This is a genomic window from Pseudomonas sp. Z1-12 (genome assembly GCF_051132015.1).
GTDB lineage: Bacteria > Pseudomonadota > Gammaproteobacteria > Pseudomonadales > Pseudomonadaceae > Aquipseudomonas > Aquipseudomonas zanjanensis.
In genome coordinates, this window is the sequence record NZ_CP071647.1 from 3588059 (window position 1) to 3600874 (window position 12816).

Sequence of the window (12816 nt, forward strand, 5' to 3'; positions counted from 1 at the left end):
CGGCAGCGCCAACCTGGCCGCTACCGATGCTGTTTTCAGAGTGGCCACATCCTGTGGCCTGAGCTGCTTCCTGCGTGCGGCTTACAAACGACCTTTGCCGTTGCAGACGCTGATGTTGGCAATATCCAGGCCGTCGCCATAGGCGTTGTCGAGGAAGGTTTTCTTGATTTCGCCAGCCAGGTTGGTCGGTGTTGCGCTGGTGCCAGGGACGATGGCAAAGGCGTGGGCGTTGATGACGTTGTTCTTGGTGCCGGTGTACAGGCTGGTCAGGAAGTTGCGGATGGCGGTGGCATCGGCAGCGGTCTTGTAGCACTGACCCACGAGCAGGTTGGTGTAACCCACGATCGGGTACTGGTTGGCACCAGTGGGAACAGCGGTGTCATTGGCGGCGGAACCGAAGGTAGGCACCCACTTCAATGGGTTGGCACGATCGGCAGCGGTAGCCGGGACGGGAGCGGTACCCAGGGCGGCGGTGGTGTTGGCCAGGCTTGGCAGTGGCGCGGTGCCGGCGGCTACGGCGTTTTTGCTGACGCGAGCAACCACGGCGTTGTTGTTGGGAGAAACAAAGTCAGGGCTGACATAACCGATGGCGCCATTGGTGGCGTTGACCGCGGTCACTACGTCAGCGCTGCCGGCAACGGCTTGCCAGTTGGCAGGCTCGGCACCCAGGTTGGCCGAGGTAAAGGTGCTGCTGACGCCGAACTTGGTAGGGCAGGAATCATTCAGGAAACGGGCGAACAATTCGGTGGTGCCGCTGCTGCCGGAACGGTAGATGACCTTGATCGGGGTGGCGTCGCTGTTACCCAGGATCGGGCCCCAGGTGGTCACGGTGCCGGAGAAAATGTTGCACAGTTGGGCGCCGGTCAATTGCAGGGTCGTGGTGCCGCTTTTCTTGTACGGGACGGTCACCGAAGTGCCTACCGATGGAATCTGGATCAGTTTGCCGAAGGTGGCACCGAAAGCGTTGTTGTAGTTGGTCAGGTCAGTCTGGCTGATGACCGAGTCGCTACCGGCGAAATCGACCGGGGTACCGGCAGGCTGGTTGATCGAAGCGGGTGCGTTGGTCAGGAAAGCCGTCTTGCCGGCGCCGCTGCCGACACCGGTGTAGCTGAAGTCTGTCGGCAACAGACGTGGCAGAGGCGAAGCGCCGTTGTAGAGTCTCTCAGGCAGGGTGGCACCGCCACCAACAACCGCGGCCATCGATTGGGCCGAAGCCAGGGCGGCTACTGCCAGGGACGCTGCGATCATAGTGCGCTTAAACATGAAGAATCTCCTTTCGTCGTGTTCGTACGTAGGTTGAGTGACGCATGCTTGCCGTCATGGCGCTCGGTCCTGTGCCGATGGCGATGGGGTGAGGCCATGGGTTAGAAATTCGCAGCTTCCGGTGACAGATAAAGGAAAAAACCTCGGGAGTTGAGGGCTGTTTTCAAGGTGTTTTTCTCGGGTGTTCGAGGGCTCTGGACCGTGGGTTCAGGCGGGTTTCACTATTGAGCTCAGAATGGCGGGAGTAGAGGTCGCGGCGGGTGGTTGCCTGGCGAGCGAACATGACAGAACGAGGAACCCGAGTTTGGCGCGGGCAAGGCTCGGGAGGTGTTGCGGCACAGCAAAATAAATGGCTGCTTTTGTGGCGAGGGAGCTTGCTCCCGCTGGGTTGCGAAGCAGCCCCAAAACCTGACAACCCGGTACATCAGAGGGATCGCGTTCGACCTGTTTGGGGTCGCTTCGCAACCCAGCGGGAGCAAGCTCCCTCGCCACAAGATCAATGTTCGCCACGGGTTAGGTGGGTTTATTGCACCAACTGGTTGATCTCAATGATCGGCAACAACACCGCCATGACAATGACCAGCACCACGCCGCCCATGACCACGATCATCAGCGGCTCCAACAGTGCGGTCATGCCCATGGCGCGGCGTTCGATGTCGCGGGACAGGGTTTGCGCGGCGCGTTCGAGCATCGGTGGCAGGCAGCCGGTTTTCTCGCCGCTGGCGATCAGGTGGATCAGCACCGGGGGGAAGACTTTTTCCACCCGCAGCGCCGCCGCCAGGTTGACCCCTTCGCGGACCTTGGCCGTGGCCTCGCTGACGCCCTGGCTCAGGCGCTCGTTGGACAGCGTCTGGCGTGCGGCCTCAAGCGCTCGCAACAACGGCACCCCGGCGCCGCCGAGAATTGCCAGGGTCGAAGCAAAGCGCGCGGTGTTGAGGCCCAGTACAAAACGCCCGATCAGCGGCAGGCGCAACACCCGTGCGTGCCAGTTCAACCGTGCCGCCGGTTTGCGCAGGTACAGCCGCCAACTCCAGAAGCCCCCGGCCAATACGCCAAAACACAACCAGCCCCAGGCGCGAATGAAGTCACTGGCGGTGAGCATCGCCACGGTCAGCCCGGGCAAGTCCTGGCGCGCCTGGGAAAATGCGCTGACCACCTGGGGCACCACATAGCTGAGCAGGAAAATCACGATGGCGACCGACACCAGCCCCACCACCCCGGGATAGATGAACGCCGTGAGAATCTTGCCCCGCAAGTTGTTGCGCTCTTCGATGTAGTCGGCCAGCCGCTCCATCACCTGGGCCAGGTCACCGGACTCTTCGCCCGCCGCAATCAGCGCCCGATAAATCTCTGGAAAGTCCCGCGGCCGCGCCGCCAGGGCTTCAGCCAGGCGCATGCCGCTGCGCACATCGGCGCGCACCGCGCTCAGGGTCTGGGCGATGTGCTTGCGCTCGGCTTGTTCCACGGTGGCGCTCAACGCCGCTTCCAGCGGCAGGCTTGCTCCCAGCAGGCTCGCCAGTTGACGGGTGGCCCAGGCCAGGTCGTTGTCCGAAAGCTTGGCGCTGAACAAACCGCCGCCGCTGGTCTGCGCCGTGTTGCGCTCGAGCTGCACCTGCAACGCGGTCAAGCCGCGACTGCGCAACAGATTGAAAGCGGCGCCCTGGCTGTCGGCTTCCAAGTGTCCAGACTCGATTTTGCCCTGGGCGTCGGCGGCCTCGAAACGGTAGCGATTCATCAGGCGTCCCGTGTTACGCGCAGGATTTCTTCAGGGGCCGTGGTGCCACTGCGCACCCAGCGCTCGCCATCCTCGCGCATGCTGAACATGCCGGCCCGGCGGGCGGCGGCGCGCAGTGCCTGCTCCCCTGCCCCTTGGTGGATCAGCGTGCGGATGTCGTCGTCGATGCAGAACAACTCATGGATGCCAGTGCGGCCGCTGTAGCCGGTCTGGTTACAGGTTGGGCACCCCACCGGACGCCAGGTGCCAGGCGTCGCCGGGTCGGGTTGCTTGCACTGCGGGCAGAGCCTGCGCACCAGTCGCTGGGCCAGCACGCCGAGCATCGACGAAGCCAGCAGGAATGGCTCGACGCCCATGTCGATCAAGCGGTTGATGGCCGACACCGCGTCGTTGGTGTGCAACGTCGCCAGCACCAAGTGACCGGTCAGGGAGGCCTGCACGGCGATTTGCGCGGTTTCCAGGTCGCGGATTTCACCGATCATGATGATGTCCGGGTCCTGGCGCAGGATCGCCCGCAACGCCAGGGCGAAGGTCATGTCGATCTTGGCGTTGACCTGGATCTGGCTGATGCCCGGCAGGTCGTATTCCACCGGGTCTTCCACGGTGAGGATGTTATGGACGCTGGCGTCCAGCCGGGCCAGGGCGGCGTAGAGGCTGGTGGTTTTGCCGCTGCCGGTGGGGCCGGTGACCAGGACGATGCCGTGGGGCTGGCGGATGAGGTGATCGAGCTTGCCCAGCACGCCCGGGTCCATCCCCAGGGTTTCCAGCTGCAGGCGTCCGGCCTGCTTGTCCAGCAAGCGCATCACCACCCGCTCGCCATGGCCGGTGGGCACCGTCGAGACGCGGATATCGATCGGGCGCCCGGCCACGCGCAGGGCGATCCGGCCGTCCTGGGGCAGGCGTTTTTCGGCGATGTCGAGCTGGGCCATGATCTTGATCCGCGACACCAGCGCACCGTGCAGGGCCTTGCGCGGCGAAACCACATCCCGCAGTGTGCCGTCGACGCGGTAGCGCACCACCGAATGGCTCTCGTAGGGTTCGATGTGGATGTCGCTGGCCTCGTCCCGGGCGGCCTGGGTCAGCAAGGCGTTGATCATGCGGATCACCGGCGCGCCGTCCTGGGTGTCCAGCAGGTCGGTGATCTCGGGAATGTCCTGCATCAACCGGTCGAGATCCACTTCGTTTTCCGCCGCGCCCACCACCGCGGCGGCGCTGCCGGTGTCGGCATAGGCGCTGTTGAGCAAGCCGTCGAGTTCATCGTCGCGCACCCGTTCCAGCCGCACCTCGCCGAACTGACGGCGCACTTCACTGATGGACCAGCCCGGCGTGGACGGGCACACCATCAACACAGCGCCGTCTTCGCACTGGCGCAACACCAGGCGCTGGGCCTTGGCCCAGGCGTATGGGAGGGTGGTCATGTTGTCCCCTCAGGTCCATAAGTTGCATCTGCACCTTGTGGGAGCGAGCCTGCTCGCGATAGCGGTGGAACAGTTGCATCAATGTTGGCTGAACTGCCCTCATCGCGAGCAAGCTCGCTCCCACAGTGTCTTGGGATGGTCTCAAGTTTGTTCTCACCGCAACTCCCTTGTGGGAGCGAGCTTGCTCGCGATAGCGATGGGTCAGCTTGCATGGATATCGATCGGGCCGCCGTCATCGCGAGCAGGCTCGCTCCCACAGAGTTGGTGTCCATCAGCGAGTGCCTTCTTCGACGGGCACCGCCTTGATCACCGACCTGGGCGTTTGCAAGCTCACCGGCGCGGCGCCCGGAATCGCCCGGGCCGAGGCTGGCAGTTGCGGCGCCTGGACGTCCGGCAGTGCCCAACTGCGCTCCGGTTGCAGCAGGCCCTGGGCGCGGCGCATGAAGTCGTAGCGATTGAGGGTGATGCCGCGCCCCGCCGCCGTGTCGCGGATGATATAGGGCCGCAGGAACACCATCAGGTTGGTCTTGGTGACCTGCCGCCGTTCGTTGCGAAACAGCGCGCCGATCCCGGGAATGGTCGACAGCCAAGGCACCGCGTCGTTGCTCTGGCTGTAACCATCCTGCAGCAGCCCGCCCAGGACCATGATCTGCCCGTCGTCGAGCAGGATGCTGGTGTCGATGGCGCGCTTGTTGGTGACGATGCCCGTGGTACTCGAAGCGCGGTTGTCGACGCTGCTGACTTCCTGATAGATATCGAGCTTGACCGTCCCGCCTTCGGAAATCTGCGGCCGGACGTTGAGCTTCAAGCCCACCTCCTCACGGGTCACGGTCTGGAACGGGTTGTTGCTGGTACCGCCCCCGCCGGTGACATAGCTGCCGCTGACAAACGGAATGGTCTGGCCAACGAAAATGCTCGCCGCTTCGTTGTCCAGGGTCAGCAGGTTCGGCGTCGACAGCACGTTGGTGCCGCCCTTGCTCTTCAAGGCCCGGGCCAGGACCTTGAGGTCGAGGATCTTGCCGATGCCGGGAATGTCCACGGTGCCGTTGACCAAGCCCAGGTTCAGGCCCTGGGGCAATACATCAATGCTGGTCTTGCCATTGAGGTTGAGCCCCGTGCCGCCGAGGTTGACGCCGCCGATCACGCCACTGCCGCCAAGGTTGCCGGTCTGCCATTGCACACCGAACTCGCTGGCGTCGTCCTCGCCGACCTCGACGATCAGGCTCTCGATCACCACTTGGGCGCGACGCTGGTCCAGCAGGTCGATGACCTCCCGCAGGTTGCGGTACAGCGGGTCCGGCGCGGAGATCAGCAAGGTGTTGGTGGTGGCGTCGGCCTGGATGGTCACGCCGCCGGCGCTGAAGGCGGTGCCCTGCTCACTGTTCGTCGACGTCGTGCTGGTGGAACCGTTGCTGCCTTGGGCGTAGCCATTGCCGCTGCTCGACACACTGCCACTGGTGGTGCTGCTGCTGGTGCCGTCGCCACTGCTGCCCTGCCCGCCCTGGCCATTGGTGCTGGCGCCCATGCCGCTGAGCACCGAGCGCGAGTTGTCGCTGCCCTCGCCTTCGCTTTCCCCGGTGAGCAAGCCGCGCAGGGCCTGGGCCAGTTTGCCGGCCTGGGCGTTGCGCAGGTACACCACGTGCAGGTTGCTCGGGTTGTTCTGGGCGTTGTCGAGTTTGTAGATCAGGTTGCGCGCCAGCTCCGTGCGCTCGGGGCTGCCGGCGCGAATGATGATGGAATTGGAGCGCGGGTCGCCGATCACGTTGATCTTCTGGGTCTGGTCGCCGCCCTGGGTTTCCAGCAGGTCAGAGACCATTTGCGCGATGTCGACGGCGATGCCGTTGTGGATGGGCACCACGTCGGTGTCGATGGCACTGGGGGTGTCGATGCCTTCGATGAGCTGCGCCACCCGCGACAGGTTCTCGGCGTAATCGGTGACGACAATGGTGTTGTTGCCCGGGTAGGCATTGATCGGGTTGTTCGGCGACACGATCGGGCGCAGCACCGGGATCAGGTTCACGGCGTTTTCGTATTGCAGGCGGAAGGTGCGGGTCAGCATGCCGTTGCCGGCCGGTTTGTCGGCGCTGTAGATCGGCCCACCCAGCAGCTTGGCGTCGGCCTCGGGCACCACCTGGGCCACGCCGCCGACGTCGACCACGCTGACCCCTTGCATGCGTAGCGCGGCCAGCAGCATGTCGTAGGCCTGGTGGGCCGGGACCTGGCCCTCGGAGACCAGCGTCAGGTTACCCTTGACCCGCGGGTCCACCAGGAACTGTTGGCCGGTGGAACGGGACAAGGCCCGCACCACCGCCTGGATGTCAGCCTCGACGAAATTCAGCGTCACCGGTTGATCCCCCAGGGGCGTGCGCGCCGGTGCATTGCCGCGCGGCTCTCGGGCACGGGCGGTGAGGTCGACTTGATGCCGCACCGCCGGCTTGCGTTCACGCCCGTCCTGGGCCCGCTGGCGATCGAGCAATGCATCGCCGCTGCGCTGGGTACTTCCCAACGGAATCCCCAGTTCGCTGTCCACCAGCAACGGTGGCTGCGACGCGGGCGGCGTGCTGTTGCAGGCACTCAACGCCAGCAACAACAGCGGCGCAGCCTTGCGCCAATGACGTGGGTATCGGGCCCCTTTCATGAAGCTTCCTTAGCGCTATGCGCCTGATCCATGCGAACGGTTCCGGACAAGGTGCCGGCGCTGTTGTCGTGGTTGTCGAGGGTGTCGGTATTGACCGGGACGGAACGCTGCAAACGAGCCTCGATCACCTCCAGGGAGAATTGCCGTGGGTTACCCAGCAGCCAACTGATGACCGCCTCCGCCGGGGCCTGGTCGAACGTAAGCTGCCAGGCACCGGGGCCCTCGGACATTTGCAATTGGTAGTGCTGGCTCAAGCCGCTGGCGTCCAGGCTCTGGCGCAAGGCGGCTTCGAGGGGCTGGTCTTGGGCAGGCCCCGCGACGTCACGCAACAGCACCTCAAGGGCTTCGGTCTGTGAGCGCAGCTTCGGGGTTTCGGCTTGCCAATAGGCGATGGTCTTTAGCGGCGGCTGGATCAGTGCGAGCCAGACCAGACAGCCACCCAACACCAGCGCAGCCAGGGCCACGGCGGCTTGTTCGCGGGCGGCAAGCCCCTGCCAGAACGTGCGCAATTGCGTGCGAAAGGTTTGCCAACGGACCCGCGCCAGGGCCAGGGAGTGCTTATTCATCGTCGGCGTCCGGGGTTTCGTCGGGGGCGTCCTGGCCCGCTGGAGCCACGCGCAGGACCCAGCCCTGGTCGACGGCGGCGACGTCGATGCCGGCCTGGGCCAGGGGGATTTTCCAATCATCGTCGGCGGCGGGCTTCTGCGCCTCGGCCACGACATTCAGGCGCAACTCACCGTTCTCGAACGCCAGCGCCTGGACATTGCCGCTCATGAACGGCATGGCGCTGCCCGCCTGCTGCACCAGGCTGGCAAAGCGTTGGGCCGGGTCAGTCGCCGCGCCGCTCTGGCGCGCTGCGATTTGCTGGCGCGCCTGCTGCAGCGGGTTGAGGATCACCGGCAATTCGGGAAACGCCTGCTTCACCCGCTGGCTCATCTGCGCCTTGAGCCGTTGGCCTTGGGCCGCTTCACGGGCGGCGTAAAGGTTCAGCCCGACCACCCACACCGCCAGCGCTGTCGCGCAGATCGCCGCCGCCCGGCCCCAACCACCGCGCTCGGCCGCGCTGCGGGACAGGCCGGCATGCAAGCCCCAACCCGGCGCAGGGCCAATCCAGCGTTGGCTGTCAGCCAAGGTGTCGGGGGAAGATTGCGATGGAACTTTGCCCACCCAATGCAGCCCGCTCCCCATTTCCAGGAGCCACTCGTCCAGCGCCTCTTCCTGCAACGGTTGCACCACGGCGTGCCGCAGGCCATGGCGCACCAGCAGATGACCGTCCTCGATGCAGGCCACCGGCCCCGGCAGCACCGGCAAGGCGTAGGCCGCCGGGTAGAGGCCACTTAGCTTCAAACCGGCCTGCTGCACCAGCCGCCCCAGATGGGCGAGGGATTCACGGTCCAGCCAGGCGATCTGCACCTGTCCGTCGACATCACGCGGACCGTGGGCCACCTGCATCTGTTCGCTGGCACCGAGCATCAAGGCCTGGGCCGCGCACGTCACCGCTGCGGTGATCTTGGCTGCCGGCAGCAGCGGCAACTCCAGGCGAGTCAGCAGGCTGTCGCGAGGATGAAGGAAACATTCCACTGAAAGATTTTTACTGCCCTGGCCCAACGCCCGCAGGCTGCTGCGACCTTGCTCACGGACCTGGCCCTGGCGATCCAGCCAGGCAAATGCCACCACACTGTCGAGGTCCAGGCTGGCCAGCGGCGCCAGGCCGATGCGCAAGCGTGTCATACGCCCACCCTTGACCAGATCACCTGGGGCAAGCGGTCCTCGCTGCGTTGCAGCAACGCCTCCAGTTCAACCCGGCGCTGACCACTGCGCGCCTGGCCCCGCAGGCGAAACCAGTCGCTGGTGATACCGACCTTGACGTTGGCGGTGTCCAATTCGGGCATGCGCAGGCGATTGACGAAATCCCCGCGGTTGATAAACCAGTGGCCACCGTCGCGTTCCCTGACCAGCGCCTCGGCCCGTTGCAGCGACAGCCCTGGCACGTAGGCAGCCAACACCGGGGCACTCGCGGTGTTGCCGTTGATCCAGGTGTTGGCCGGCAGGATCGTCACGTAAGGCGCCAGGGTGTCCAGCAACCGAGGGGTGACGCCCTTGACGCTGCGCAAGTCTTGCAAGGTGCGCAGCATCGGACGCGTCGGTGAAAGCGGCTTGTTGGCGGCCAACGGCGACGTTTCGCGGCTACTGTCGAATGTATTGCCCTGTGACGCCTGGTCCGACCGCTGCGGATTCAACAAGCGCGGATACGCCTCGACCACCCGTTCGATGATGCGTGTACGGACCGTCGCGGCCACACCCAACTGCTGGCACAGGCGTTCGAACGCTTGCACTTGTTCCTCGTCCACGCGCTCATTGGCGACGAGGTTGCGCAGGTTGAACTTGCCTTGTTCGTCTTCCAACTGGCCTTCGAACGGCGTGTCGATTTGATCCGAACCCGGCATCACGATGGGTTTCGCCCAAGGTTGGCCGAAGCGCGTCAGGGGATCGCGCTGACGAGCGTCCCAGAGCAATTGGCGACTCAGTTGCAAACCGCCCTGCAAGCGCGCCGTACCCTGGACGCGCAACTGCTCCGCTTCCAGGCTGCGGGTGAACAGGGTCTGGCGGGTCAGCATGCCGCCGGCGATCACCGCCACCACAGCGGCGATCAGCAAGGCACTGATCACCGCCATGCCGCGCTGCTTCGCCGCGAAGGGCGAATCCGTTCGCATCACGGCCCTTATAACTGCCAGGAGCCAATGTCGGCATTCACGCCGTCGCCGTCAGGCTGGCCGTCGGCCCCCAGGGAAAAGATATCGACTTCACCGTTGGCACCGGGGTTGAGGTAGTTGTAGGGGCGTCCCCATGGATCATTGGGCAGGCGTTCGAGGTAGGAGCGCCAGGTGCCGTTTTTCGCATCGGCCGGTTTCTCCACCAGTACCTTGAGGCCCTGGTTCATGTTCGGGTAACTGCCGTGGTCCAGGCGGTACAGCTTCAGGGCTTGCATCAGGCCGCCAATGTCCTGTTTCGCCGCCGTTGCCCGCGCCTGGTCGGGACGGTCAAGCACCTTGGGCACCACCATCGCCGCCAGGATGCCGAGGATCACCACCACGACCATGATTTCGATCAGGGTGAAACCCAACTGCCCGCGAGGGCCTTGGGAGCGGGCGTTGTAACGGGCGATCTGCATCTCGACGGTCCTTCGCTGGATTCGATTCGAGGCGCAGTGTTGCAAGAAAATATGTCAGTGATATTGAAATTGCTCAGGAGCTTGCGTCGTCAATCGGTCACGAACGCCGGCTAGCCTTGAAGGCTGCCCTCGCCCTAGAGCCCTTGTCATGCCACGCCCTGCTCCGCAAGCCGGCTTCACCCTGATCGAAGTGCTGGTGGCCCTGGCGATCATCGCCGTGGCCATGTCGGCCGCCGTGCGCGTGGCCGCGGTGATGACCCAGAGCAACGGTTTGCTGCGAGACAAATCCATCGCCCTGCTCACCGCCCGCAGCCAACTGGCACAACTCCGTCTGGAAGGCGGTTTTGCCCCGGGCTCGAAAGTGTTCGAATGCGACCAGGGGCGCTTGCTGCTGCGCTGCGAACAGACCCTGCGGGCGGCGGAAAACGGCCGGTTGCTGCGGGTTGAACTGAGCGTGTCGGACCGCACGCGTGAAGCACCGCCGTTGGCTCGATTGGATACGTTGGTCAGCCGGGAGAAATAAGGAGAAGCAATGCGATCCCCTGTGGCGAGGGAGCTTGCTCCCGCTGGGCCGGTCCGACGCCTCGGGCGAAGCGGCCCCAAGATCCTGCGGTCGCTGCGCAACCCAGCGGGAGCAAGCTCCCTCGCCACAGGAGTCAGCGCTGGTTTTCGGGGTGGGTTAGCGAGGGCAAACTCACTGAATCCGGCAACCGCGCCAGGACCAGCCGGGTCTGTTCGTTACCGCGTTCAATGACCACCGCCTGCGCCTCGATCGCCACCAAGCGTACCCCTTGGGCCACGCGCTCACCCACCAGGAAACTGCGCGGCGGTCCGTCGTTGAGGCTGAGGATCGCCACGGAAGCGTGGCTGCCGGCCATCACGCCGCTGACCTTGATGTCCACCGGTGCCGGTTGGTTGGAGAACCATTGCAGCGCCGGGTTATCGGGACGCTCGGCCATGCGTTGCGGGGCGACGTCCGGCGTGCGCGACTCGGCCGACGTGAGCAGCAGCGACGACCAGGTCGCCACCCCGGCCAACGCCGCCAACAAGCCCACGACCTGGACGATTTGCGCCGGGGACACACGTTCGATGAACGCCATGGCCTGAATCTCCTTGTCTTGATTCCAGCTTGCAGCGTACGCGGCAATTCTCTCCGTTTTATTTCACATCCTTATCATCTTCGCCGTGCAGGATGACGCTCACGCAAAGGAGCGCCCATGAACCTCGGCAAGCAACGCGGTTTCACCCTGATCGAACTGATGGTCGTACTGGTGATTGTCGGCATCGCCAGCGCCGCCGTAAGCCTGAGCATCAAGCCGGACCCGTTGAAATTGCTGCGCCAGGATGGCGAACGGCTGGTGCAGCTGTTGCAACTGGCCCAGACCGAAGCCCGCAGCGATGGGCGGCCGATTACCTGGCACTGGGACGCCAAGGGCTTTGGCTTCAGTCGCCGCGCGGATCAAGGCACTGGGTCCGATCGCTTCGAGGACGACCCGCAACTGCGTCGACGTCGCTGGCAGAGCCCGTCGATGGAGGTTCGCGTGGAGCCCAGGCAGCGGGTCGTGCTGAATGCCGAATGGATCGGCGAGCCCTTGCAGATCCGTTTGTCGGACGGCCAGAACAGTCTCACCGTGCAACGCAGTGCCGCCGGGCGGGTGCAACTCCAATGAGCCCGCGGGAGAACGGTTTCACCTTGCTGGAAGTGATGGTGGCGATCCTGCTGATGGCGGTGGTCAGCCTGATCGCCTGGCGCGGGCTGGACAGCGTGACTCGGGCCGACAGCCATTTGCAGGCCAGCACCGAGCAGACCGAAGCGTTGCTGCGGGTCTTGAATCAACTGGAGCGCGACGTTGACCTGCGCGCCAGCATCGAGCTGAGTGAACCGATCAAACCCGGCGTCGACGACGAGCCCTCCACCGCCCCACCCGCCCTCACCGTGCGCAGCACCGAGGGCCGGGGCTTTCGCCTGGATGTGATCCGCGTGGCGGCGGCCCAGGAAGGCGAGTTGCAACGAGTGCGCTGGTGGCTCAAGGGCGACACGCTTTACCGCGCCCAAGGCCAGGCCCGAAATCGCTACCCCCTGCCCGCACCCGGCCCGGGCGTGGCGGTGCTCAGTGACGTCAGCGATGCCGGGCTGCGGTACTGGGACACGGAAAAAGGCTGGCGCAAACTCAGCGGCAACCGCCAGGAAAACCCCGCAGGCATCGAGATCAGCCTGACTCGCCAGACGCCTCAGGGGGCTGAAACCTATCGACAGGTGCTTGGACCGCTGGAGTAATTCGCAGGTGCACCGCCGAACCTTTGTGGGAGCGAGCCTGCTCGCGAAAGCGGCGGGTCAGTTGGTGATGATGTGGATGTGCCAGCCTCATCGCGAGCAGGCTCGCTCCCACAGGTTATGGAGCGAACTGAAAATTTGAGCCAAACACTGGTCCCTTGTGGGAGCGAGCTCGCTCGCGATAGCCGTGGGTCAGCGACGTTGAACTTGACTGATACGCCGCCATCGCGAGCAAGCTCGCTCCCACAGGGTTATTGAATGAACCCAAGATTTGGCCACAACACAAATCCACTGTGGGAGCGAGCTTGCTCGCGA

12 protein-coding genes are annotated in these 12816 nt (G+C 64.6%); 3 read left to right on the plus strand and 9 right to left on the minus strand.

Annotation, left to right across the window (positions count from 1 at the left end; all coding sequences use genetic code 11):
• Positions 1–81: 81 nt before the first annotated feature.
• The 8 genes from J3P85_RS15185 to gspG all read right to left on the minus strand — a co-directional run bounded on the left by J3P85_RS15185 (position 82) and on the right by gspG (position 10226).
• Positions 82–1263, minus strand: coding sequence for a substrate-binding domain-containing protein (locus J3P85_RS15185; protein ID WP_434702211.1), 1182 nt, complete (start codon positions 1261–1263; stop codon positions 82–84).
• Between the two features lie 523 nt (positions 1264–1786).
• Positions 1787–2998, minus strand: a complete 1212-nt coding sequence (gene gspF / locus J3P85_RS15190; protein ID WP_434702213.1) for a type II secretion system inner membrane protein GspF — start codon at positions 2996–2998, stop codon at positions 1787–1789.
• Positions 2998–4416 (minus strand): type II secretion system ATPase GspE, encoded by a 1419-nt coding sequence (gene gspE, locus J3P85_RS15195; protein WP_434702215.1) that lies wholly within the window; start codon positions 4414–4416, stop codon positions 2998–3000. The genes gspF and gspE overlap by 1 nt, the downstream gene beginning before the upstream one ends.
• A 271-nt stretch (positions 4417–4687) precedes the next feature.
• On the minus strand, positions 4688–7054 hold the full coding sequence (gene gspD / locus J3P85_RS15200; protein WP_434702216.1) for a type II secretion system secretin GspD: 2367 nt from the start codon (positions 7052–7054) through the stop codon (positions 4688–4690).
• Positions 7051–7620, minus strand: coding sequence for a type II secretion system protein GspM (gene gspM / locus J3P85_RS15205; RefSeq protein ID WP_434702217.1), 570 nt, complete (start codon positions 7618–7620; stop codon positions 7051–7053). Before gspM ends, gspD begins: the two co-directional genes overlap by 4 nt.
• A complete protein-coding gene (gspL, locus tag J3P85_RS15210; protein ID WP_434702219.1) occupies positions 7613–8785 on the minus strand; it encodes a type II secretion system protein GspL in 1173 nt (390 codons plus the stop codon). The genes gspM and gspL overlap by 8 nt, the downstream gene beginning before the upstream one ends.
• Positions 8782–9768, minus strand: coding sequence for a type II secretion system minor pseudopilin GspK (gspK, locus tag J3P85_RS15215; RefSeq protein WP_434702221.1), 987 nt, complete (start codon positions 9766–9768; stop codon positions 8782–8784). The genes gspL and gspK overlap by 4 nt, the downstream gene beginning before the upstream one ends.
• 8 nt (positions 9769–9776) lie before the next feature.
• Positions 9777–10226: a type II secretion system major pseudopilin GspG gene (gene gspG, locus J3P85_RS15220; protein WP_186704911.1), complete on the minus strand. Its 450-nt coding sequence runs from the start codon at positions 10224–10226 to the stop codon at positions 9777–9779.
• A 148-nt stretch (positions 10227–10374) separates the two neighbouring features.
• Here gspG and gspI point away from each other — a divergent pair, with 148 nt between their 5' ends.
• Entirely contained in the window at positions 10375–10749 is a 375-nt protein-coding gene (gene gspI, locus J3P85_RS15225; protein ID WP_434702223.1) for a type II secretion system minor pseudopilin GspI, read from the plus strand.
• 133 nt (positions 10750–10882) lie between these two features.
• On the opposite strand, the gene J3P85_RS15230 is transcribed toward gspI, so the two are convergent.
• Complete coding sequence (locus J3P85_RS15230; protein WP_434702224.1) at positions 10883–11326, minus strand: type II secretion system protein N; 444 nt, start codon at positions 11324–11326, stop codon at positions 10883–10885.
• Positions 11327–11443: 117 nt separating this feature from the next.
• On the opposite strand from J3P85_RS15230, the gene gspH reads away from it, so the two are divergent.
• Complete coding sequence (gene gspH, locus J3P85_RS15235; RefSeq protein WP_434702226.1) at positions 11444–11896, plus strand: type II secretion system minor pseudopilin GspH; 453 nt, start codon at positions 11444–11446, stop codon at positions 11894–11896.
• Positions 11893–12504: a PulJ/GspJ family protein gene (locus J3P85_RS15240; protein WP_434702227.1), complete on the plus strand. Its 612-nt coding sequence runs from the start codon at positions 11893–11895 to the stop codon at positions 12502–12504. The genes gspH and J3P85_RS15240 overlap by 4 nt, the downstream gene beginning before the upstream one ends.
• Positions 12505–12816 lie beyond the last annotated feature (312 nt).